We start from the raw sequence: 25,075 nt of genomic DNA, 5'->3' as shown, positions 1-25,075 counted from the left end.
TAAATTATGAAACGATTAATACTTTCCATATTACTCTGCACATTTATATCCGGAATAAAAGCACAAGATATAGATGCCTTATTTGCCGCTATGCCCGATATGTACATTCCCCAACTGGAAAGCGCTTGGCGTAAAGATTTGATAGATTTATACAATTCCGGTAAAGAGGCTCAGCTAAAGAATACAATGAATGGCGTCTCTTCTCTGAAAAAGCTCACTTCCGACTATTTGCTACTGCAAACAACCGAACGCAGCACCGTTGAAATGAAACTTCTCCCTCTGGTGAATAAGACGAATATTATATGCGTTGTAACAACCGTAGACGGTCCTATATCCGACAGCCGGATAGCATTTTACACAACAGACTGGCAACCATTGGATACTGAGGATTTATTGACTCCCGTTTCTCCCGAATGGTTCATCCGGGAAGATGCGGACAAAGATAACGAAGCCTACCGCAACGCAATAGCTCTGTTAGATATGAATCTGATAAAATACACGCTAAGTCCTGATAATTTAACTTTAACTGAAACTTATACGACCCCGTTATACTTAAATAAAAGCGACCGGGAAAAAGTGACGCCTTTTCTAAAAACAACGCCTAAGGTATATACTTGGGAAAAGTCTCATTTCAAATAAAAAGGCGTACTTCAAAAAGCAACTATGTCTTCTATTCTACGGCTTGTCCTTTGGCATCGAAAGACAAAGTCACTTTATTATTATCTTGTTTTAGTGTAAATGTATAGATTGTTTTACCTTCCTTTTCGGTCTTCTGTATAGATTCTATTTTATAGTCTTTATAGGCTGAACTCGTCAAATTATCCATTATAACCATTGGGACATCATCCGCATGAACAGACTGAACTGCTCCGCTTTTTGACTGACCGTTTCCGCAACCGACAAATAAAAAAGAAGCACACAAGAGAAGAAGTGCAAATGGTAACTTTAGTTTCATATTCTTTCCTTTTTAATCTTATTATCTTGTAACAAATCACACAAAGGAAAGTTTTTTCCGGTTTCTATTAAAAAAAACGAAGACCGCGGGATTCACATCCGACGGTCTCCTACACTAACCCTTAACTTTAACCAATGAAAAACAATAATCAAATCCTTTTATTTCAAGGCTGCAATTGCAGCCGCATAATTCGGTTCGGTTGTTATCTCCGGAACCAATTCCGTATAGATAACCTTCCCTGCTTCATCAATAACAATCACACCGCGAGCTAATAAGCCTTTAAGCGGACCGTCTACCAGAAGCATTCCATATTTATCTTCAAAACAAGAACAACGAAAAACAGATAATGGTATTACTTTGTCAATACCTTCTGTAGTACAAAAACGTCCTTGTGCGAATGGTAAATCTTTTGATACTGCCAAAACTACAGTATTCGGGAGTGAAGCAGCTTCCTTATTAAAACGTCTTACGGAAGTAGCACATACGGATGTATCCAAACTTGGAAAAACATTTATTACTACATTTTTTCCTTTAAGATCGTTTAACGATAATTCTGTTAAATCACTTTTTACTCCTGTAAAATCCGGAGCCTCTGCTCCTATTATTGGTAAAGTCCCGTTTGTATGGACTTCATTTCCTTTTAATGTTACTTTTGCCATGTTTATCTAGTTTTAAGATCGTTCCTAAAACTGCCTTACAAATATAAGCAGCTTTACGTATAAAAAACAAGCCGTAAGAGAAAATGTTTCTGCATTTAACTTATTTTAATTACAGAAATTCATTACTATTTTTTCTTATCTTTGATACCAAAATTATACTAAAATGGATTGGTTTATAATTATCGGCATACTAATTATTATTGTTATTCAGATACTCTTTCGCCCCAAACAGCAAAGAGAGAATAACAAAGAGTTAGAAAAATTACTTAATGAAATGCAACATTCATTTGACCGCATAGAAAAAAATTTCAGGGAAGATTTCCGGCTGAACCGGGAAGAAAGCCGTCTTGCCTCAAAGGATAACCGTGAAGATTTATCCCGGTCGATGAATGAATTCCGTGAAACATTTGAAAGAGGTATTGCCGCATTCAATAATTTACAGCGGGAAAAGTTCTCCGCTTTAGACGAACGTCAACGCCAGCTGGTAGACAATACTGAAAAGCGGTTGGAAGAAATTCGTATCACGGTAGAAGAGAAACTGCAAAAAACCCTAAACGACCGTATTAACCAATCGTTCCATTTAGTGACTAAGCAGTTAGAGAGTGTCCAGAAAGGATTAGGCGAAATGCAAACGCTGGCACAAGATGTAGGTGGCTTAAAACGTGTGCTCAGTAATGTAAAAACCCGGGGTAATATCGGAGAAATACAATTGAGTATGCTACTAGAACAAATGCTAGCTCCGGAGCAATATGAAGCCAATGTACACACACGCAAAGGTTCCGATGCGGTTGTTGAGTTTGCGGTAAAACTGCCGGGAAAAGATAACGAGCGCGAATTTGTCTATCTACCTATAGACGCCAAATTTCCGAAAGATGTTTATGAGCAACTTCTTGATGCCTATGACAGTACTGATACTCAGGCTATTGAGATTGCAGGGAAACTATTGGAAACGACTATAAAAAAAATGGCTAAAGATATTTCCGATAAATATCTAGCACCTCCTGCTACTACAGATTTTGGTATTATGTTCCTCCCTTTCGAGGGAATATATGCGGAAGTTGTTCGCCGTTCTGCTTTATTAGAAGAACTGCAAAGGAATTACAAGGTTACGGTAACAGGCCCTACAACACTTGCCGCAATATTAAACAGCCTCCAAATGGGATTCCGTACACTCGCTATACAAAAACATTCCGGTGAAGTATGGACAATATTAGGTGCTATAAAAAAAGAATTTGAAAAAGTGGGCGGCATGCTTGAAAAAGCACAAAAAAACTTACAGACAGCCAGCGGACAAATAGAAGAAGTTCTAGGGACAAGAACCCGGGCTATCCAGCGTAAACTAAAGGATGTAGACACTCTGAACGATCGCGAAGCCCGGGCCATTCTTCCTGAAATCGGAAGAATCGAAGAAGAAGATTAGCATATTATCAATACACCTTATTTTATTAATACTTTTATGAATAACAAGATGAGTAAAGAAGAACATTTAAAAATGAACCGGCGTACATTTCTTTCTACAGGAATGGCAATTAGCGCTTTTAGTATTATTCCGAACCATGTATTTGCCGCCCACAAAAAAGGGATGGTTGCTCCCAGTGACAAGATTTGCCTGTTGCATATCGGATGTGGAACACAAGGTCTTAGTGAATTACGTTCCTTATTAAAAGCACCGGCCGTTGAAATTATCGGAGTTGCCGATCCCAATCGTGAAAGTTATAATTACATCCATTGGAGTAAATATGGATTACGTGATGATTTACGTGAATTAATGGGAGAACCCACTTGGAAAGAAAATATAAAAGGAATTCCCGGCGGACGTAACATAATGAAAGAAGTAGTAGAGGTCTACTATCGGAAAAACAGACCCGGATATAAAGGAAGTATCGCTTCCGCTGAAGATTACCGGGAATTATTGGCAACGATGAAAGATATTGATGCCGTAAAAATTATGTCCCCCGACCACTTGCATGCTTATCAAGCGGTAGATTGCTTAAAAAAAGGCAAACATGTTATTATGCATAAACCTTTAGGAAATAAGATGAAAGAGGCAATGAAAGTAGTAGACACGGCAAAAGCCTCTACTTTATCTACCCATATGATGGCATATAACGCTTTTGGCGACGGGAATATGGATCAAATCAAAAAATGGATAGATGCAGGTGCTATTGGAGAATTGAAGGAGATACATAACTGGACAAACCGTCCGGTATGGCCACAATATCCTGTTATTCCTTCTGACAAACCGGCAATCCCTGATGGATTCAATTGGGACCTTTGGTTAGGGCCGGCAGAAATGCGCGATTATCATCCTCAATATACAAATGCCACTTTTAGAGGTTGGTATGAATTTGGAGCAGGCGCTATAGCAGATATGGGATATTACAGTTTGTGGCCGGTATTTGACGCATTGCAGTTAGATTCCGCAACATCCGTAAGTACCCGGTTTTCACGCGTAATCGGATTGGAAGACAATGTCCCCACACCAATAGTTAATGATTATTCATACCCGATGGCTGCCGCATACCGTTTTGAAGTTCCTTATAAAAACGGTTCAGGAAAAATTACTCTCCAATGGTATGACGGAGGAATGAAGCCACAAATACCTCTGGACTATAAGGAAGATGATCTTCCTATCGAAGGAATGATGTTTGTAGGAGATAAAGGAACCATCATTTCCGGTTTCTTACGAAAAGATCCGGTAATACTAGGTGAAAACGCATCACATTATTCTAACATAAAAGGCTATCCTATGGCAGAACATCCCCGAAGCGCATTAGCAGACGGAACAGAACGATGGCTGCAAAAATGGATTGATGGTTGCAGAGGCAAAGGCAAAGGGCCCGGTTCTTTTGAGTATGCAAAAGAGGTTAATGAAACATTCAATCTGGGAGCCGTATCGTTAATGAGCGGTGGACAGAAATTAGAATATGATCCCCAAACGCGAGTTATTACCAATAATGAAGAAGCCAACAAACTGCTTTCAAGGAAAACGCGCAAAGGCTGGGAAATAGACTGACGTTGTAGAAATATTTAATTTATTTTATAGACTCGATGTTATCAAGAGCTATGCCTCTTTTCGTAATTGGCATAGCTCTTCGTTTTATGACTCTAAATTGTCTCTGTATTATCTTATTCTATTTTTCCAGTAATCGTGAGATTTAATAAAGAGCCTCTTTCATTAAAGATTTATTCAGCTGTAACTCTACGTATTCTTCTGATAATAAAGTCAGGGCATGAGATAATTTATAACATTCTATCTGCTCCTTAGTAATTAAAGCACAACGCAAACGAATATGATGATCTTCAAAAATTTCATCTTGGATATTCAAATCAGGAATAAGTTCTAACAAATTGATTGCAGATTGTTCATAAGCTTTCCAACATTTTTTCACCGCGCAATAATACAAGTGAATGTGATCATCATTACATACTTCCTTTTTTAATACATCTTCGATATTCATAGAGAGTGATTTGATTGATTAATAAAAATTAAAATGAATTTCCTCCTGCACTGGAAAGGTAAAACTTTGCCTGAAAGCAGAAACACAATACTATTTTTCATCTGCAAAGAGAAAAAATTCTTATTAAACAACAGTTTCAAAATTAGCCGTAGTTGTAATTATTTGTTGAGAAGCTATAAAGTATTGTTTTAAACCATTGATTATCTGATATAATACTCCATTATATATTTTGAGAGGGTAAGAAGTTCTTGGAATATCTTACTCAAATGTTTTCTTAAATTCATTAGGAGTCATTCCTGTCTTTTTCTTGAAAAGATTATATAAGACTGGAGTACTATTAAACCCAACCTCTTCTGCTATGGCATGTATCGTGTAATTAGGGTATTTTTTCAGTAATTCTATAGCGTGACCTATACGTAAATCGTTTATGTACCCATTCAAATTGGTCCCTGTATTTTCTTTTATCATTCTGGCAAAACGAGCATTATTCAAATGCACAATTCGAACTAAGTCATCCCGGGATAATTCCGGAGAAAGATATAATCGATCTCTAATGATAGTACGATTCAATTCATCAAAAAGTCTCTTGTTTTCTTTTATTTCTTCATTTGTACAATCTTCTTCATCCTTCAAGACAGGGTCAGTATCTACAAAGATTTTTTCTTCCTGGACAAATGGTGCAGAATCCATTATATCAGTATTATCAAATAACTTTGCGTTATTCATTTTCGTATGGCTCAATTTTTCATTAATGAATTTAGCCAACATCTTATTCTTATAATTGATTTGGCTGTTATAGCGCCACATTCTCCACAACATAAACAATGATAAAAAAACAATACACGTCAAGAATGCAAGTGATATATTTCTAATTTTCAATTGAAAATCTTGCTCGGCAATTAGTTCTTTCTTTTGAGTAACCTCATAAATCTTATCAAGTTCCAAGGCCGCATTTTGTTTATTTTTTTCATTAATACCTCTAGCGATATCTATAATAACACCTCGTAATTCCGCTACTTTTTTATAATCATTTAAACCCCAATAAGCATCTGCTTCTTGTTGAAGTATGCTGAGATATTGAAAGTTCAATGTATCCTGTTGTTGCATAACCGGCCTAAAAGTATTGCAATTATCTATTACTTTTCCGTATTGTTTAGAGGCCATCAAATATGGTGTTGAAAAGAATTTCCCATCAGGGGTACGAGAAGCGTCCGTCGACAAGTAGCGTTGATAGTATTCGCCTGCGCGTTTATAATCTTTATCCAGATAACAGAGATAAGCAAGTTTAGCATATAAATATGCATGCTGCCAATCAATGTAACCATCAGGTATTTTGTGTAAAGCTTTCATTTTCTCAATCAACTTTTCTCGTTTCAAACCAATCAACAAAGCTTCCTTATTCCGGTCATCATTCATCAGATACCCCATTTTTTTCCCATAAAAATAAGATAACATCTTCATCTCTTGTATATCCTCTGTATCAGACAAGAGCTCAATAGCCTGATCGAAAAAATCATATCCCTCATCTTTAAAAGACAATATCCTCTTATTTTCTCCTATACAAAAAAGTAATCGGCTTTCAGCCCCTTTATCTTTTTCTTTTTTTGCTAAAGCCAAGCCTTTAAGAGCGTACCTCATACTCTCATCATTTTCACTCAGAAGAATTAACAACTCTGCCAAATCAATCGTCATTTTCAATAAATGCTGCGGATCTTTCTGAGAGATAGAATGATTTCTTTGCATATAAAAAAGCCAGTTTATTCATATACATATTCCTATATGCCTTACTACGCAATTCATCTATCAGGTTCAGAGGAATGAGATTTCCAGTTTCAGCCTCATCCAACAAACTCAAAGCCCGTTTAGGCTCTTTGATATAAATATCCGATATATATTCGACAGTATGCAGAGAATCATTATTAATAGCTTTATTTGCCATTAAAAAAGGGGAACATATAAATAGAAAAATAAATAAAAATATAAAACACCTGAACTTCATAATTTTACACTTATGCTAATCCTCTTTCAAAAATACATATTAATTAAGGGAATGACAATAAAACACCCCAATAATCTAATTAGTTCAATATCGTATGTACAAATAAATACAACATATTCACCAACCTAATTTATCTGAATGAGGTAAAACGACAAGAATTATTTATTTAAATAATCCCAATGAAGAGGTTCTATAATAAAAAAGAGCTGTAAATTAATTTACAGCTCTTTACAAGTAGTGATTCCGGAGCGATTCGAACGCTCGACCCACGCCTTAGAAGGGCGTTGCTCTATCCAGCTGAGCTACGGAACCAGCCTTATTTGCGGTTGCAAAGGTAGTATTATTATTTTAATACGCAAAAATTCCAATTGGTTTTTACAACAAGGCAAACAATATATGCCATATAGCTACTTTAGAAACAGCGTTATAGAAAATACAATAAATAGATTAATGGATCAGAACGGATATCCAACGGCAAAGTGCCAGGCAAAATTATCCTTAAAGTTCGGCCGCGTAATCGCCCAACGCATCGAACCACGTTCTTGCGGATTATAGGCTTTCATACCTGTATCAAAACGAAGAAGGAAAAAGTCGAAATCCAAACGTAAACCTAAACCATAAGAGACAGCGATCTCTTTATAAAAACGGGAGAAGTCAAAGTTACCATCCTTCTGATCTTCGTATGGACGTATAGTCCATATATTTCCGGCATCCACATAAGCCGCCATCTCAAACTTCCAGAACAGTTTCGTTCTATATTCCAGATTTAAGTCCCAACGTATATCTCCCGCTTGCAGCGCAAATGAAGTAGTATCGGTAATTTCCATACTTCCCGGACCAAGTTCACGCACCGACCACCCTCGAACACTATTAGCTCCTCCGGAGAAATAACGACGTTCAAACGGCAGCATCTTGGCATTGCCATATGGGAACGCCACTCCCACTCCTACATGAAACGCCAGCTTATTACGGCTATCCAATACGATACCTTTCCCAAAATCTATATCACCTTTTATAAATTGGGCATAATTTATACCAAATAATTTATAACGGCCTTCCGCATCTTTTTTTGCTCCCGTGACACGTGACAATCCATTCAACAAATTACCTGCCATCTCAAATGAAGCACGTAAAGAATGCGTATTCCGCTGTCTGTTCTGCGGATTAAAATTATTAAAGGAATATGAATAACCGGCTCCCACTATAAACTGATCGGAATAATTATACAATGCCGTAGATGCGGGAAGACTATTCTTAAAATCAGCATCTATCTTCGGAAGATATACATAGTCTATATCCAGCAGTTTAAAGACATGCCGGGCTTGCGAGTTTGTCCGATCTTGCCAGATATAACTCCATCCTCCGGATAAGATTGCCCGCTCATACTCAGGACGTGTTTGCCTGTTGTAACTCACTTTCAGTTCTGTTGAAGCGCGTAATTTACGCCGGAAATTCTCACTTAAGAAAGGGAAGACAAAGCGAGGGAACAAAACGGAAGCTTCTCCCCCCAGTTCCCAATAGCTGGCTAAACCACTACCTTTATTGCCAGACAAAGACTCGTAAGCCCCCCTTATCTTTGCAGAAAAAAGCTCCGAGCCTTTAAACAGGTTACGATGTTGATAATTCAAGCTGGATGCAAAGCCAAAATCACCGGCAGAGTTTGTACCTTCCAATTCAACACCGACTCCCTGCGTTTTTGTAGGAGAAGTAAGAATGACACAATTCAATTTCATCGTATCCTGTTCTTCTATTTCCGTAAAACGTATATTTACATTCTTCAAGGCCCGCAATGCGGCAAAGGATGAATAAGTCTGCTCAACATTTCTTTCATTAAATCGTTGTCCCGGAGAAAGGTACACGCTCTTGCGCAAGACAGACGGACGAACGGAGCGGCCATTTTTACCATACAGGATATTGATGCCTCCCGTTTGAACCGTATCGGTCGGATTAAATGCAGCTTCCCCCTCGCCTGCTCCTATCGGGTCATAATCGGTTACAACCATTACATCTTTAATGTAATATTGTTTATGGGGACTTTCTACCACCGATCCATCTAAATTTACCTGACGGTAAGGCTTAAGCAGCATCTCCAAATCAACTATATTCTGATTAAAAGCACTATCGGCAACATAGGCCAGGTTATCCCTGTTAAACGCATAATACCCACGACGTCTTAACAAGGACGTAATACGTTGACGCTCTTTATCCAACTCATCACGGTCAAACAATGCGTTCTCTTTTATTAAAGATGCATAACCTTCCGGCGCTGATCGGAATGCGGAAGTCAACTTGGAACGCCGAGGAGCTTTCAGACGGGCGATACTATCTATTTTAGTGTCTTCCAGATTCATAGTGTAATTACGAATCCGATAAGGTTCATTTGCCTTGATATGATACGTCACTACAGCCTTTTTCCTTTTGGATGTATCGATGGAAGCAGTCACCTCCGCATTGATATATCCCTTATTTACATAGAAACGCTCTAATTCGGCAGCAGACTGATCTACAAGAGTAGTATCCATAATAACCGGAGCTTCGCCAATACGCCTTAACTGCTTATTTATCCATCTCTTCTCATTACGTCCGGACCAGTCATATACAAAAAGCTGCCATTTCATAAGGCCAAAGACCTTAAAGTTTGGCTGCTGACGAAGGTAAGATTTCAAATCGGAGGATTTATGGCTCTTATTATCAGATATTATTTCAACCTTATCTAATAAATACTCTCCATCACCCACATATTTTGTGGAGCTGCAAGAGGCTAGCAACATCACAAAACAAACAAAAAATAATATAAGATGGGTTCTATTCATCGTCCGACCAATTACGTCGCAAATGTACTGGAATTTAAATTATTTCCCGTACTTTTGCTTTGTAAAAAGAGTAAAGATGCTAAGTAAGAATAAAGTAAAATATATACATTCACTGGAATTAAAGAAATTCAGAAACGAATACAATGCTTTCATTGCCGAAGGCAACAAACTCGTTGCAGACATGCTTCCCGCCTTTGACTGCGAGTTATTGTTGGCAAAACCGTCATGGATGGCAACGCAGGGCGACATTCCCGCCAAAGAATTATTAGTTGCCGAAGACGAAGATATACGCAAAGCCAGTCTCTTAAAGAATCCTCAGGATGTTCTGGCCATATTCAAACGTCCGGCCTGGTCTATGAAGGAAATTAACCCCGATACCCAGTTAATTCTTGCTTTAGACGGCATACAAGACCCGGGTAATCTAGGTACAATCATCCGTCTGGCGGATTGGTTCGGTATCGAACATATTGTCTGTAGCATAGACACCGTTGATGTATTTAGCCCGAAAGTCATACAGGCCACAATGGGAGCATTGTCTCATGTAAAAGTTCATTATACGGAACTGGATAATTTCCTGAAAGAGCACAACAACAATTCCACTCCAATATATGGGACATTCCTGGACGGAACGGATATGTATGCTAAAGAATTATCTAAAACAGGAATTATTGTCATGGGAAATGAAGGCAACGGCATTCGTCCTTCCATTGAAAAGTTGGTTACCGAGAAGTTATATATCCCTAACTATCCGGCGGAACGGCAGACCACAGAATCACTCAACGTTGCTATTGCCACAGCCGTAATTTGTGCAGAGTTCCGTCGCCGTCATGGGGTTACCACTCAAAAGAATTAATCGGACAGGCACATTTTCTTTTATACGAACAGAGACGTTGAGCGCGTCCAGCAGAGAGAAAATAGATTCCTTTCGGGAAAGATTCAAATTCTTTTCGGAAGAAATTGAAATTACATCCGAACAGACCTGTCGGGCATCATAAGCAACCGGCACTAATATACCATCATAGAACTCCGTCCCGGCAATCTCTTCCGACAAAGGGTAAATCCCGGCAAAAGAACCATCATCCGCCAATTCCAGATAGTGCATCTTATATGGTTTCCCCCAATAAATATAATGAGAAGCTATCCGGCGCATAAAAATTACTTCTTGATGGAATCTGTCTTCATCTCCAGTACTTTCGTCCCGTAATTATATTTCATCAACGAAATATTATCCAGATAGATTTTATAATAACAAGAATCGGTGCTATTCATGCGGATATAGCCATAAACCCGTTTCACTTTACGGGTCGGCAATGTTTCCAGTATAGTTTCCGAATAACCATCCCGGACGATCTTATTATTAACCGTCAGAATCGTATCACCCTGAACAGCGCTTAAACGTATTTCCGGATACTCTTTCATCTGTCCGTTTATTCCCCATACATTCATTCCTAATACGAAAATACTTCCTGAGGAATAATCTTTCTCCGGACGAATATCAAAAACAACGCCATTAAAGATAGCTTTCGGGCTTAACGTCATGAATGGACGTCGTGGCCATATATCGACAGAATCGCGTGTTGAAGAAGGTGCGGCATCAGCCTGAACATCACCAAGGTTGGTAATCTGTTTATTCAGATCTCTAACAACACGGTCGTAGACCTTCATATAAATATCCAGATTTTTACCATACCAGATTAAGGAACTGTCATATAATGCCTGAGAAATGCCATGTTTACGAAAAACAGATTGATACAGTGCTTCTTTGGAGGCCTGGTCCGGGTATTTCTTATAATCCGTACCAATCATAGCCTCAGCCAATTGCATATCAACGACTACCTGCTGCATTTTCTTTTCAGAGAGAACACCGTCAGGAACTTTACTACATGCAGCAAACACCGTTGTTAGCAATAGCAAGACACCATATCTACGTAAACTATTTTGCATTCACCTTTTCGTTTTTTGAAAGGCTGGCTGATAATGTATGCCGGTAAAAAATGAATAATAGAAAAACGCCTACGCAAATGGAAGAATCCGCAAGATTAAAGATAGGACGGAAAAAGATAAACTCCTCTCCACCCCAGATCGGTAACCAGTCGGGCAGCACGGTTTGTATTAACGGAAAATAAAACATATCAACCACTTTCCCATGCAACCACGAAGCATATCCTCCACCTTCCGGCATAAAAGACGCCACTTGTCCGAAACTATGGTCAAAGAAAACTCCATAAAAAATAGAGTCTATAATATTGCCCACCGCCCCGGCAAATACCAAAGCAATACAGGCAATATAACCGAACTTATAGTTCTCTTTTACCAGTTTATACAGATAATATCCAATAAAGCCTACCGCAACTATACGGAAGACCGACAAAAACAATTTACCAATAACTTCTATACCAAAGGCCATTCCCGGATTTTCGGTAAAGTATATATAGAACCACGGGGTTATCTCTATACTTTCATGCAACTGCATGTGTGTCTTAATCCATATTTTAAGGGACTGGTCAAGCAGAAGGAGCAGTATTATTATTAACACTGCTCCCCAACCTTTAGAATATTTCATCTACTTAGCGCCTCCTTGTTTAGCTTCAATACTCAAAGTAGCATGGGGCACAGCGCGTAGCCTCTCTTTAGGAATCAGCTTACCTGTTTCGCGACATATACCGTATGTCTTATTCTCTATACGAATCAGTGCGGCTTGCAGATTCTGAATAAATTTCATCTGACGTTGTGCCAAACGGCCCGCTTCCTCTTTTGATAATGTTGCAGCGCCTTCCTCCAATACCTTAAAAGTAGGAGATGTATCAGCCACATCATTGCCATCCGAATTTGTAACGCCAGATCTCAACAATTCATAATCCTTTTTGGCAACGTCCAGCTTTTCTAATATAATGGAGCGGAACTCTTCCAGTTCAGCATCCGAATATCTAGTTTTTTCTGCCATGGTTCAAAATTTTTAGGTTCAACAATCACACTCTACTATATCAGGCGACCCAAATGTCACACAGTCCAAATATACATATTTATTATATACATGCGACATTTAGCCACTCTTTTTCTAAAAAAATTCAAGCCTTCTCTACTTTCACGGACAACTTGAAATCTTCAAAGTCCAGCACAGTAGCATCACTGATAATATCTACGATTTCGATGGAAACAGCCAATACCTGATTAGCTATATATGTATTATACTCCTTAACAGCAGTATCCATCTCTTCGGTAGACAGAATCGTAACGTTCACTTTATCCGTAATATCGAAGCCGTTGCTCTTACGCAAATTCTGGATACGGTTTACCAGTTCGCGGGCCAAGCCTTCTTTACGCAGACTTTCTGTTACGGTAATATCCAGGGCAACAGTTAAACGGCCTTCGTTGGCAACCAGCCAACCCGGAATATCTTCGGAGATAATTTCAACATCGCCACGTTCCACCACAGCGTCTTGTCCTTCTACTTTCAACGTATATGTTCCGGCTGCTTCAAAAGCATTGATTTCTTCCTGAGACATACTTTGAATAGCAGCGGCCAAACTCTTCATGATCTTTCCGTAACGCGGGCCCAGCTTCTTGAAGTCTGGTTTGATCTTCTTCACAAGGATACCGGCGGTACTCCCTACAAATTTCAGTTCCTTTACATTCACTTCATTCAGTATCAAATCTTTTACAGCTTCAATACTTTCCTGCTGATGATCGTCGACAACAGGGACCATGATAGTCTGTAGCGGCTGGCGTACCTTGATATTTACTTTACGACGCAAAGCCAATACCATAGAAGATACATCCTGTGCCATCTGCATACGTTCTTCCAGGCTCTTGTCGATCATACTCTCATTTGCAACCGGGAAATCGGACAAATGAACAGACTCAACGTTTTCACGTCCTGTTACGGCAATCAAGTCCAGGAACAACTGGTCTGCATAGAACGGAGCGATAGGAGCCATTAGTTTGGCAACTGTCTCCAGGCAGGTATATAAAGTCTGGTAAGCCGACAGTTTATCGGCAGTCATTCCACCACCCCAGAAACGGCGACGGTTCAGACGTACATACCAGTTACTAAGGTTATCATTCACGAAATCGGAAATCGCACGTCCGGCACGTGTCGGCTCGTATGCTTCCAGATAACCGTCCACATCCTTTATCAATGAGTTAAGCAACGACAGTATCCAACGGTCAATTTCCGGACGCCGGCTTATTTCAATATCCGGTTCCGAATAATCAAAGCCATCCACATTTGCATAAAGGGCAAAGAATGAATAGGTATTATATAATGTACCGAAGAATTTACGGCGAACTTCTTCTATACCCTCTACATCAAACTTGATATTATCCCACGGAGAAGCATTGGTAATCATATACCAACGCAACGGGTCAGAACCATATTGCTCAATCGTTGCAAACGGGTCAACGGCATTACCCAGACGTTTAGACATCTTGTTTCCGTTTTTATCAAGAACCAATCCGTTGGAAACAACCGCCTTATAGGCAACACTGTCAAAAATCATAGTTGCCAAGGCATGCAAGGTAAAGAACCATCCGCGAGTCTGGTCTACCCCTTCGGCAATAAAGTCAGCCGGATAAACAACACGAGTATCCAGCGCCTTCTGATTCTCGAACGGATAATGTATCTGGGCATAAGGCATAGCGCCGGAGTCAAACCAAACGTCTATCAGGTCTGTCTCACGCTTCATCGGCTTTCCACTGGGAGAAACCAAAATAATCTCGTCTACATACGGACGGTGCAAATCTATTTTCTCATAATTCTCCTTCGTATATTCACCCGGAGCAAAATCTTTATACGGATTCGATTCCATGAAGCCTGCGCTTACAGACTTTTCTATTTCGCCATACAGCTCAACAACAGAACCGATACACTTCTCTTCACTACCGTCTTCCGTACGCCAGATAGGCAACGGAGTACCCCAATAACGGCTACGGCTCAAGTTCCAGTCTTGCAGGTTTTCCAACCATTTACCGAAACGGCCCGTACCTGTACTCTGAGGCTTCCAGTTGATTGTATTATTCAATTCAATCATCCGCTCACGACAAGCGGTAGTCTTGATAAACCAGCTATCCAACGGATAATACAATACAGGTTTATCCGTACGCCAGCAATGCGGATAATTATGTACATGCTTTTCGATACGGAACACACGGTTCTGTACTTTCAGCATCATGCAGATTTCAACATCCAGTGTTTCGTCTTTATCTGTCTTTGCAGGATCGAACGCGTTCTTCACGAATTTACCCTGGAACGGATCATAATCGGAAGCATTCATATTCTTCTGGACAAACATCGGATCAAGGTCTTCCAGCAAATAGAACTTACCGGTCATATCCACCATAGGACGCTGGTTTCCATCCTTATCGATCATCATCAAAGGCGGTATGCCGCTGGCTTTTGCCACGCGGTCGTCATCAGCACCGAAGGTAGGAGCAATATGTACGATACCCGTACCATCTTCTACAGTTACATAATCACCTGTAATTACGCGGAATGCTCCCTCTCCCGGATTTACCCACGGTATTAACTGCTCATAATGCATGCCTTCCAGTTCCGTACCTTTCCATTCGCCAACCACTCTGAACGGAACCAGTTTATCTCCTATTTTATAATCGGACAAGTTCAGTTCGGCCGCTTTCGGACTGAAATAAACATTCAGCAAATCCTTAGCCAGCACGGCAGTCATAGGCATTCCGGTATATGGATTGAATGTCTGAACAGCTACATAAGTAATATTCGGGCCTACACACAATGCTGTATTTGAAGGCAATGTCCACGGGGTAGTTGTCCACGCAAGGAAGAACGGTTCTCCAAATTCGGACATCTCCTGTTTCGGATCAAGAATACGGAATTGGGCCGTACAAGAGGTATCCTTCACATCACGGTAGCAACCCGGCTGGTTCAATTCGTGCGTACTCAGTCCTGTTCCGGCGGCCGGAGAATAAGGCTGAATAGTATATCCTTTATACAACAGGCCTTTCTTATATAACTCTTTCAATAAATACCAAAGAGTTTCAATATAGCGATTATCGTAAGTGATATAAGGATTATCCATGTCTACCCAGTAGCCCATTTTCTGTGTCAGGTCTTCCCATTCTTTGGTAAACTTCATCACATCCTTACGGCAAGCGGCATTATATTCGGCAACGGAAATCTTTTTGCCGATGTCTTCCTTCGTTATACCCAACGCTTTTTCCACTCCCAGTTCCACAGGCAAGCCATGGGTATCCCATCCGGCTTTTCTATTAACCAGAAAGCCCTTCATCGTTTTATAGCGACAGAATATATCTTTAATGGAGCGCGCTATGACATGGTGAATACCGGGCATACCATTTGCAGAAGGAGGACCTTCGTAAAATACAAATGAAGGATGCCCTTCTCGCGTTTCAAGACTTTTATGGAAGATGTCTCCATCCTGCCATTTCTTCAACACCTCTTTGTTTACGTTCGATAAGTCAAACTTTGAATACTCGGCAAATTTCTTACTCATATCGCGTTATGTTTATCTGTCTTCTAAAAATGCCGCAAAGTTAGTGATTTTATTTGAATTAGACAATGATCGTTTTCCGCCTTCTTCTTTTAAAATTTACGGGATGTTTTTTAATCTGCCGGGAGCTCTTTACAGCCAGTCCTTTAGCTCCGGTTAAGCAAAAAGCCGGATATTATAAAGTATTTCTCCCTTATTATTTATACCTTTGATGCCGTATTTTTATTTATCCCACATCTGTCAAACGCTTATAAGACACTTGAAGAATAAGCGAACGACAACTGTCGAACAAGCGTTCTACAGTTGAAAAACAAATAAATATACGGGAATAAATTAATAAACAGTCACGATGTTTCATTTAAAAAGACGCGAATATGTGTGCAAGATATAAGCTGGCAAAGAATCCCGATCCGACAGGAAAAAACTCAAAACAATCATTACATCCGCGTGTAGTGCCTTACGGAACAGTACGAATCAAAGAATTGATGCGCGACATAGAGAGCCGTTCCGGCCTTTCGTCGGCCGACATAAAAGGCGCGTTGCAGGTCATAGCCGACGTAATGGCCGAACAATTGGACAGAGGATATAATGTTGAACTGGAAGGAATAGGCTTTTTCAGCGTTTCACTCACGGCACGTCCGGTAGCGGATCAGAAAGAGATACGAAGTGAATCCATTCATTTCCGCAACGTCAATTTCCGTTGCAGCAAATATCTGAAAAGCAAATTGAAAACGATGTATCTGGAACGTGTCCCGGAAAGTAGAGGCACTCTCCTTTCTTTTGACGAACGGATCAGCAGACTGATGGATTACCTGAAATCACATCATTATATTACTTGCGGCGATTACAGGGGCTTAACCGGTTGCTCCAAATACCTCGCCCTGAAAGATTTGAACCAACTGATACATGAAGGTAAGCTGGCAAAAGGAGGATACCGAAGCACAAGAGTTTATTCATTACCCTTGCCGGCAATGGAAACCTGACCGGCTGTATCGGAGAGATACGCCATCAACAAAGCAACTACTTCGGAGTAATTCTGGCGACCCGAAGGTATATTATTGCCTTTCAAGAACCAATTATAAACGGTATCTTGAATATCGCCGATCAACGGACTATAACGAGACTGCCAATAGGCCGCTTTTTGTTTATAAAGAGACTTGACCTCAGGAGAAACAGTTTCAACCCATTGATTAAACTCTTCTTCCGTAAGTAACTGATAAGCATTACCCAACACATAAGGAAAGAGAGAAAAATAACCGGAAAAGCGAATCTCCGGAGCAGAAGATGCCGTACATACCAAATAACTGTACAGATTGGCTTCCGCCTCACTGGAAATACCTAATACATGGGCCATCTCATGGGCATAGACCGACGGATATTGGACCGGAAGAAGCTCTCCGTTCAGATTGAACTCATTAAAGAAAGGCCCTATATAGCCCATCACTCCTACTCCGCTCATCAAGGGAGTGACCAGCATGGTCTTTGGATACAGGTAGCCGGCAGGCATGTCAAGTCCGAAACGGGAAACGATTTGCCGGTAGCCTTTCTTTACTTCCGTTGCCACCTTCGCAGTATCAATTATTTCAAACGGGATATAGGAAGCATTCAACGAATCGGTATAAGCGGACAGAAAGGATTTAAAATCTTCCGCGACATAGGGTTTATACTGAATCCGGTTGCGGTTATAAAAGTCTTCGCGGAAATAATTCAATCCCCACGCCAGATAAAACCAGACATATACCCACAATAGATATTCGATTATTCGCCCAACGGTAATCCTCCACGAACGCCTTTTGAGCAAAGCATAAACAAAAAAAGCGATTAACCCGATGATACTGCCATATATAAAGCAATCGCCTACAGAGAACGGAAAGAGAGAAGAGAAACGGGATAAAACAGCAGAAATATACGGATAAATCCGCCGGGCATAGGTTTCTCCGGCGGCAGGTGAACGCATTACGCACCATATACCCACCAGGCATATTGCCAGCAAAGACCATCGTATATATTTCAGTTGTATCTTTCCACTCACCGTCAGGATATATTCTTATTCAACAGCTTTTTTGCTTCTGTCTCCGAAAGGTTACGCCGCTTGGCATAATCCTTCATCTGCACCTCATCAACAGAACCTATCATGAAATACTGGGATTCGGGATGGGCGAAATAAATTCCGCTTACCGATGCGGTTGGATACATGGCTCCGTTTTCCGTCAGGCTAACGCCAATACGGGACATATCCAGCAAGCCGTCCAAGGTATAGTTCAGTAACTGATCCGGCAAAGAAGGATAACCTATAGCCGGACGAATCCCCTGATACTTCACTTTATATAAGTCGGGGATAGAAAGCGCTTCATCCGGAGCGTAACCCCAATATTCCTTACGTACTTTTTCATGGAGATATTCTGCCGTAGCTTCCGCCAAACGGTCGGTCAGGGTTTGTAACAACATGGCATTATACATATCGCCTTCGTCCTCATATTTATCTTTCAAATAATCGGCACCGGCTCCACCTGTTACAACAAACGCTCCTACATAATCCGTACGGCCTTCGCACTTGGGTATCACATAATCGGCCAGTGATTTATAAACATGTTCCTCTTTTTTCACCTGTTGACGCAACATCGGGATCGTTACATCACCCACAATCAAATTGTCTCCGTCGCTATTAGCCGGGAAAAAGCCGTAAACAGCGCGGCAGTACTCGGCCTTTATCTCAACCAGACGATCCAGCAATTTAACCGCATCTTTGTATAGTTTCATGGCTTCACCCGCCTTTGCCCTGTCTTCTTCCGGGAAACTTGCCAACCACGAAGCACGACAAGCATCGCATCCGTGAATCTGGGTAATCTCCGCAAAACGGCCGCCTAACTTCCATACACTAAAGAAAAACGTCCAATGGATGTAAGGAATAATCTCTTCCAACGGGATATAAGGCATCACATGAACGCCCATATCTCTGGGCGCTACAGGTTTATAATTTGCCCAATCTATCTTTACAGGATGCGCACGCGCTTCATCCAAAGGAACTAAGACTTCTTTCTTCTGTTCCATAGACAAACGCAAACGTTCATATTCGTCATTCAATCCGGCAATATATGCCTCACGTGTATTCGGATTCAACAGCTTTGCGGCAATCAACGGGTTTTGGGAAGCATCCAATACATGGATTACCGGATAGTTATAGTGCGGAGCTATTTTTAACGCCGTATGCAGTTTTGAGGTAGTCGCGCCACCTACCATAATAGGAATGGTAAGCCCTGCTTTTTGCATTTCATCCGTTACATGCACCATTTCTTCCAGTGAAGGAGTAATCAAACCGGAGAGACAAACCAGGTCGGGCTTCTCCTCTATCGCTTTCTTTACAATCACTTCCGCCGGCACCATGACGCCCAGATCTATCACCTCATAGTTATTGCAGGCCAACACGATAGATACAATGTTCTTACCTATATCGTGTACGTCTCCCTTTACAGTAGCGAATACTACTTTACCGGCCTTAGCCGAACCTGCGGCAGACTTCTCCGCTTCAATGGCTGGTTGCAGGATTGCTACCGCCTTCTTCATAGTACGGGCCGTTTTAACTACCTGGGGCAAGAACATTTTTCCTTCTCCAAACAGTACGCCTACCTTATTCATCCCGCTCATCAGCGGACCGTCTATAACATCTACTGCCCGGGGATATTGTTTCAGAGCTTCCTGTAAATCGTCTTCCAGATGTTCTCCAATACCTTTTATCAAGGCATATTCCAAGCGTTCATTCAATGACATATCCCGCCAGGCTTCATGCTTTTCTATTTCTCCGCCATCGTTTTCTTGATGCAGGTTTTGTGCATACGTTATCAATTCTTCCGCCGCTTCGGGACGACGTGCCAGGATAACGTCCTCCAACAAGGCACGGAAAGAAGGTTCTATATCTTCATAAAGTACTGTAGTGGCAGGATTCACAATACCCATATCCATGCCTTTACGGATAGCATGGTACAGGAATACGGCGTGCATGGCTTCACGTACGTAATTATTTCCACGGAAAGAGAATGACAAATTGCTTACTCCGCCGCTCACTTTTGCTCCGGGCAGGTTTTTCTTGATCCATTCCACCGCACGGATAAAGTCCAGCCCGTATCCGTTATGCTCTTCCATTCCGGTAGCGATAGCCAGTACATTCGGGTCAAAAATAATTCCATTCGGATCAAAATCCACTTTCTCCCGCAACAGACGATAAGCCCGTTCACAAACTTCTATCTTACGTTCAAAGGTATCGGCCTGTCCTTTTTCATCAAAAGCCATCACAACCGTTGCCGCTCCCAATTGCTTGATACGGGCGGCATGTTGTAGAAAAACGTCTTCTCCTTCTTTCAAAGAGATAGAATTGACAATGCTTTTCCCCTGCACGCACATCAGCCCTTTTTCGATCACTTCCCATTTGGAAGAGTCTATCATTACCGGAACACGCGCTATATCAGGCTCTGAAGCTACCAGATTCAGGAAAGTAGTCATTTCTTTAACGGCATCCAACATGCCGTCATCCATATTGATATCTATCACTTGCGCCCCGTCTTCTACCTGCTTACGGGCAATTGTCAGCGCTTCTTCATAATTGCCTTCTTTTATCAGGCGAAGGAACTTTCGCGAACCTGCAACGTTACAACGTTCACCTACATTTATAAAATTATTCTCAGGCTTTATCTCCAACAATTCCAAACCGGACAACCAAAGGCAATCCGGTTTAGCAACAGGCACATGCGGCTTCGCATCTTTCACCAGTTCCGGATATTTGGCAATATGGGCCGGCGTTGTACCACAACATCCTCCTAATATATTCACCAGACCTTCCTCTATAAACGGCTTAACATGAACGGCCATCTTTTCGGGCGTCTCATCATACGCCCCAAAACTGTTAGGCAGTCCGGCATTGGGATACGCACTGATATAATAAGGCGCGTTTTTAGCCAGTTCGGCCAAGTACGGCTTCATATCCGCTGCCCCGAATGAGCAGTTCAAACCGACACTGACGATATTAGTATGCTGTACGGAAGCCAGGAACGCCATCAGCGTTTGACCGGAAAAAGTACGTCCACCCTGTGCCGATAAAGTTAATGAAAGCATAATCGGCAAATCTTTTCCTTTCTCTTTTAATACCGTTTCGGCGGCTTCAAGTCCGGCTTTTACATTTAATGTATCAAAAGTAGTCTCAAAAAGAATAATATCAACCCCGCCATCAACCAACGCTTCCACCTGTTCCTTATAGGCAGTATATAAATCCATATAAGTAACGGCACGATAGGCAGGATCGCTCACATCCGGGCTCATTGAGGCCGTCTTATTCGTCGGGCCTATAGAACCGGCTACAAAAATTATACGACCGGGGTGTTCTTCCATAAACGTATCCGCTACTTCACGAGCCAACTTTCCGGCAGCCAGATTTATTTCACGCACGTAGGCCTGCATGCCATAATCTTCCATCGAGATGGCATTGGCATTAAACGTATTGGTAGCAAATATATCCGCACCGGCTTCCATATACTGGCGATGAATAGACTGTATCACATCAGGACGCGTAATACAAAGCAAATCGTTATTACCTTTCAGTTGTCCGGGAAAATCGGCAAAGCGTTCGCCTCTGTAATCTTCTTCTTTCAGCTTAAAACCCTGGACCATGGTCCCCATGCCACCGTCCAATATTAATATACGCTCGTTAAGGAGCTTCAAAAAAGTTTCTTTATTCATATATATTCTATACTTCCAGTATAAATAGAACTATCCCCTTTACACATCCAGATACAAGTCTTGGGCGATTCAGGCAAGGATTTCTTTCATTATCGCTTAAAAGCTCTGTCCATCTCCCGGCGGTCGTCTCGCTCTTTGATGGAATCACGCTTGTCATATTCTTTCTTTCCTTTGGCTATAGCTATAATCAGCTTTGCCAATCCTTTCTCATTAATAAACAATTTAGTAGGCACTATAGTAAAACCGGTAGTACGCACAGCGCTATCGATTTTTCGTAATTCTTTTTTCGTCAGCAAGAGTTTACGGTCACGACGGGCTACATGATTATTATATGTGCCATAAAAGTATTCGGCAATATACATATTCTTCACCCACAATTCCCCCTTTTCTACAATACAGAAGGTATCTACCAAACTGGCTTTTCCCAGGCGGATAGATTTTATTTCCGTACCGGTCAGCACGATGCCGGCCGTAAAAGTATCGAGCAATTCATAATCGAAGGTGGCCCGTTTATTTTTTATCTGTATATTATTACTAATCTTTTCTTTCATTTTGGACTATACTTTATCAAAAACTCAATCCCGGCATCAATAAAACCAGAATAAACTCTATAAGGAACGGTGTAGCCAATATAACAACCGTTGCTATAGAAACAAACTTCAAACGGATATTCTCTTCCACTTTCATATAAGGCCCTGCACCTTCCCAAACGATATACAGAGTATAAAGGATAAATATGCGGAGAAAAAAGAATTCCGGTAAAAGCATCAATATAATATTCAACGTAAACATCAGGGATGAAGAATATCCCACAAAACGTTGGCAAAGTTTCAAATCTTTTTCCCGTTTAAACATCCCTTGCCATATCTCGCTCAGGAAATAAGAACCAAGGAAAAATCCTCCGAAAGAGGAAACTAACGTTCTTATAGATGATTTCAAAGCCAGCTCTATATCAAACTCTTTCCGGGTAAACAGTACACCTAAAAAAGCGGCAACAGTTACCAGCCCTATCAACGGATACACAAATCGGGAAAGAAATTCTTCTCCTTTTTCTTCTTTCCTTGTCAACAGATCCCATGCCTTCGCAGGCTGAGTGATGATGGCAATTACCCACTGAAATATCTCTTTGTACATCTTTATCTATTTATTTAAAAAAGCAAAAGTATAAAAATACAAGGTATTTCCCTATTCTCCAATCAGATTATTAGTAAATAGGCATCGTAAATAAATCCGACGTAGTCCATATACATGCTGTTGTATCCACATTAAAGTTCCTCGGATAGTTAAACTTAAACTTCAATGTATCTAAGCCCGCGCTTTTTTCCATTGCGCTTGCCTCTTCCACAAACTGCTCCAGATCAAACGCTACAGGTATAGTATATCTTGAACCTCTTTGACCTTCCTCAACATTTCCTTTGGACGCGCGAAGATATAAATTATAAACCCTGTTATCACCGGCTTCTACAACAGCGCCCTGCTTCGGATTATAACTCAGATCGAAAAGGCTGGTTTCGCCGTCCACATAATCGCTTAGTTCTGTAAACAAGAAGAACCGACCTTTAAAATAAGCACAACGCAGCAAAGAAAACGAAAGAATGCGTTCTTTGTCAAGTACGCGTGTAGTATCCGTCAGCGACGGGGAAAGTTCCAATACACGGACTGGATCGTATTTCAGTATCTGTGCCTGATATTTTGCATATCCATAACCAACTTCTTTTGTGCTACAGTCTTTCACATAATCGAGCAGGCAGCAATCGCCGGCCTTCAAGTCCATAGTATCCATGGCAGTAGCATAAATGGCTTCACCATCACTTATATGTATACATTTCTCCGGCTCTAACTGGACAACGCCTATTTGCGCACCAAACTTTTGCTTATCCTCATCCGTTCCCATGCAGGAAGCCAATAGAATAAGCGAGATTGCCATACAATATAATTTCCACATCTTCATCTTTTCCCCTTAATTAGCCGTGCAAAGGTAGTAAATAATAGGGAGATAATTAAAAAAGGGTAGTTAACATCCTAAAATGCGAAAAGAATCTCCCAATAAATGAAAGCAATCCACATAAAAAAACCCGGATACGGATTTGTTTTCCGTATCCGGGCTTATCCCGTTAACTATCAAAATTACTTATTAATTATCTGTAGGAACTGTAAACTTCATCAAAGTAGGATCTGTTGAAGCCCAAGTAAATTTCGTGGGATCATCTTTGTTAATCTCTTTAACATAGTTGATAGTCACATAATACTCCTTGTTACCCAAAGATTTTTGTTGACTATTGAACAGATCAATCATCGTTTTTGCTTCAAAAGCATTTACAACAACTTCACTTTTAGTTGGAGCAGAGCCTTCTGTGATAACAGAAGCTCTCAAGAAAATAGAGTATATCTGTTTTCCATTTTCGGTAGTAGGTACTTGATTCGCATCGTAAGATAAAGTCCATCGGGTCTCTTGTTTATTCAAAAATGAAAAGTCAGAATACAAGAACAAGATTCCTTTTAAATAAGCACCACCATAACGAGTATCTATCGGGCTTGCCACCGGCTGCTCTTTATCCATCAATTTTGTTGTATCTCCAATTGTAGGATTAACATACCATTTATCAACCTTTTCAGGCGTTGCATTTAATGCTACATAATAATATCCGTTAGTAGCTGCGTTCGCATTCTGGGCATCATCAAAATTAATCGTAAAGGAAGCCAGCACGCAGTCACCGGATGTATAGCCGGCAAGGTCTAAATTAGGAGAATAGATATTTACACCAGCAGCTGTTTCTACGATAGTCTTATAATCCTTAGAGACAGAAACAACCCCTGGTATAGCTGATAATGTTTGTTCGTTATTTGAATCTCCCAAGCAAGAGGTCAACAAAAGTAAAGCAGACGCTGCTGCTATTCCTAAAATTCCACGTTTCTTCATTTTAAATTTCTGTTTTTAAATAGTTGTATATAGTTAATTACTCATTTTCTTTTCAT

20 protein-coding genes, 1 tRNA gene and 1 pseudogene are annotated in these 25,075 nt (G+C 40.7%); 5 read left to right on the top strand and 17 right to left on the bottom strand.

The window, feature by feature from the left end:
• Positions 1 to 6: 6 nt before the first annotated feature.
• Positions 7 to 639 carry a DUF3256 family protein gene (locus tag C1721_RS09710; protein WP_102408157.1) on the top strand — a complete coding sequence of 211 codons (633 nt, stop codon included), beginning with the start codon at positions 7 to 9 and terminating at the stop codon, positions 637 to 639.
• Positions 640 to 670: 31 nt separating this feature from the next.
• Here C1721_RS09710 and C1721_RS09705 read toward each other — a convergent pair whose 3' ends face one another.
• A complete protein-coding gene (locus C1721_RS09705) occupies positions 671 to 955 on the bottom strand; it encodes a hypothetical protein (protein ID WP_102408156.1) in 285 nt (94 codons plus the stop codon).
• Between the two features lie 158 nt (positions 956 to 1,113).
• The gene (tpx, locus tag C1721_RS09700) at positions 1,114 to 1,614 is read right to left on the bottom strand and encodes a thiol peroxidase (protein WP_102408155.1); all 501 of its coding nucleotides are present in this window, start codon (positions 1,612 to 1,614) and stop codon (positions 1,114 to 1,116) included.
• Positions 1,615 to 1,777: 163 nt separating this feature from the next.
• Between tpx and C1721_RS09695 the strand changes: the two genes are divergently transcribed.
• The gene (locus tag C1721_RS09695) at positions 1,778 to 3,034 is read left to right on the top strand and encodes a DNA recombination protein RmuC (RefSeq protein WP_102408154.1); all 1,257 of its coding nucleotides are present in this window, start codon (positions 1,778 to 1,780) and stop codon (positions 3,032 to 3,034) included.
• Between the two features lie 36 nt (positions 3,035 to 3,070).
• Entirely contained in the window at positions 3,071 to 4,630 is a 1,560-nt protein-coding gene (locus C1721_RS09690) for a Gfo/Idh/MocA family protein (RefSeq protein WP_102408153.1), read from the top strand.
• Between the two features lie 142 nt (positions 4,631 to 4,772).
• Here C1721_RS09690 and C1721_RS09685 read toward each other — a convergent pair whose 3' ends face one another.
• The 4 genes and pseudogenes from C1721_RS09685 to tamL form a co-directional block, all read right to left on the bottom strand.
• Positions 4,773 to 5,075, bottom strand: coding sequence for a hypothetical protein (locus tag C1721_RS09685; RefSeq protein WP_102408152.1), 303 nt, complete (start codon positions 5,073 to 5,075; stop codon positions 4,773 to 4,775).
• Between the two features lie 258 nt (positions 5,076 to 5,333).
• Positions 5,334 to 7,074, bottom strand: a pseudogene (locus C1721_RS09680) (helix-turn-helix domain-containing protein).
• Positions 7,075 to 7,312: 238 nt separating this feature from the next.
• Positions 7,313 to 7,386, bottom strand: a tRNA-Arg gene (locus C1721_RS09675).
• A gap of 143 nt (positions 7,387 to 7,529) precedes the next feature.
• On the bottom strand, positions 7,530 to 9,887 hold the full coding sequence (tamL, locus tag C1721_RS09670) for a translocation and assembly module lipoprotein TamL (protein ID WP_102408151.1): 2,358 nt from the start codon (positions 9,885 to 9,887) through the stop codon (positions 7,530 to 7,532).
• 76 nt (positions 9,888 to 9,963) lie between these two features.
• On the opposite strand from tamL, the gene C1721_RS09665 reads away from it, so the two are divergent.
• Positions 9,964 to 10,740, top strand: coding sequence for an RNA methyltransferase (locus tag C1721_RS09665; RefSeq protein ID WP_102408150.1), 777 nt, complete (start codon positions 9,964 to 9,966; stop codon positions 10,738 to 10,740).
• On the opposite strand, the gene C1721_RS09660 is transcribed toward C1721_RS09665, so the two are convergent.
• The 5 genes from C1721_RS09660 to ileS form a co-directional block, all read right to left on the bottom strand.
• Positions 10,660 to 11,037, bottom strand: coding sequence for a hypothetical protein (locus C1721_RS09660; RefSeq protein WP_102408149.1), 378 nt, complete (start codon positions 11,035 to 11,037; stop codon positions 10,660 to 10,662). The two genes, C1721_RS09665 and C1721_RS09660, sit on opposite strands and share 81 nt — an antisense overlap.
• A gap of 5 nt (positions 11,038 to 11,042) precedes the next feature.
• Complete coding sequence (locus tag C1721_RS09655; protein WP_102408148.1) at positions 11,043 to 11,831, bottom strand: DUF4296 domain-containing protein; 789 nt, start codon at positions 11,829 to 11,831, stop codon at positions 11,043 to 11,045.
• Positions 11,821 to 12,450 (bottom strand): lipoprotein signal peptidase, encoded by a 630-nt coding sequence (locus C1721_RS09650; RefSeq protein WP_102408147.1) that lies wholly within the window; start codon positions 12,448 to 12,450, stop codon positions 11,821 to 11,823. Before C1721_RS09650 ends, C1721_RS09655 begins: the two co-directional genes overlap by 11 nt.
• On the bottom strand, positions 12,451 to 12,831 hold the full coding sequence (locus tag C1721_RS09645) for a TraR/DksA family transcriptional regulator (RefSeq protein WP_102408146.1): 381 nt from the start codon (positions 12,829 to 12,831) through the stop codon (positions 12,451 to 12,453). It lies immediately after the preceding gene.
• 124 nt (positions 12,832 to 12,955) lie between these two features.
• Entirely contained in the window at positions 12,956 to 16,375 is a 3,420-nt protein-coding gene (gene ileS / locus C1721_RS09640) for an isoleucine--tRNA ligase (RefSeq protein ID WP_102408145.1), read from the bottom strand.
• A gap of 371 nt (positions 16,376 to 16,746) precedes the next feature.
• Between ileS and C1721_RS09635 the strand changes: the two genes are divergently transcribed.
• Complete coding sequence (locus C1721_RS09635) at positions 16,747 to 17,355, top strand: HU family DNA-binding protein (protein ID WP_102408144.1); 609 nt, start codon at positions 16,747 to 16,749, stop codon at positions 17,353 to 17,355.
• Here C1721_RS09635 and C1721_RS09630 read toward each other — a convergent pair.
• The 6 genes from C1721_RS09630 to C1721_RS09605 form a co-directional block, all read right to left on the bottom strand.
• Complete coding sequence (locus C1721_RS09630; protein WP_199830430.1) at positions 17,322 to 18,329, bottom strand: DUF3810 domain-containing protein; 1,008 nt, start codon at positions 18,327 to 18,329, stop codon at positions 17,322 to 17,324. The genes C1721_RS09635 and C1721_RS09630 overlap by 34 nt on opposite strands.
• 77 nt (positions 18,330 to 18,406) lie before the next feature.
• Positions 18,407 to 22,099: a methionine synthase gene (gene metH / locus C1721_RS09625; RefSeq protein ID WP_102408143.1), complete on the bottom strand. Its 3,693-nt coding sequence runs from the start codon at positions 22,097 to 22,099 to the stop codon at positions 18,407 to 18,409.
• An 89-nt stretch (positions 22,100 to 22,188) separates the two neighbouring features.
• Positions 22,189 to 22,650: an SsrA-binding protein SmpB gene (gene smpB, locus C1721_RS09620; protein ID WP_102408142.1), complete on the bottom strand. Its 462-nt coding sequence runs from the start codon at positions 22,648 to 22,650 to the stop codon at positions 22,189 to 22,191.
• A gap of 16 nt (positions 22,651 to 22,666) precedes the next feature.
• Complete coding sequence (locus C1721_RS09615; RefSeq protein ID WP_102408141.1) at positions 22,667 to 23,233, bottom strand: YIP1 family protein; 567 nt, start codon at positions 23,231 to 23,233, stop codon at positions 22,667 to 22,669.
• Positions 23,234 to 23,303: 70 nt separating this feature from the next.
• Entirely contained in the window at positions 23,304 to 24,026 is a 723-nt protein-coding gene (locus C1721_RS09610; protein WP_159063567.1) for a BFO_2992 family lipoprotein, read from the bottom strand.
• Positions 24,027 to 24,233: 207 nt separating this feature from the next.
• Positions 24,234 to 25,019 (bottom strand): BFO_2992 family lipoprotein, encoded by a 786-nt coding sequence (locus tag C1721_RS09605; protein ID WP_102408139.1) that lies wholly within the window; start codon positions 25,017 to 25,019, stop codon positions 24,234 to 24,236.
• Positions 25,020 to 25,075: the final 56 nt, after the last annotated feature.

The sequence above is a fragment of the Parabacteroides bouchesdurhonensis genome, assembly GCF_900186615.1.
GTDB classification, from domain to species: Bacteria; Bacteroidota; Bacteroidia; order Bacteroidales; family Tannerellaceae; genus Parabacteroides; species Parabacteroides bouchesdurhonensis.
The sequence above is the reverse complement of the archived record's forward strand: the minus strand, read 5'-3'. Positions and strand labels throughout refer to the sequence as shown.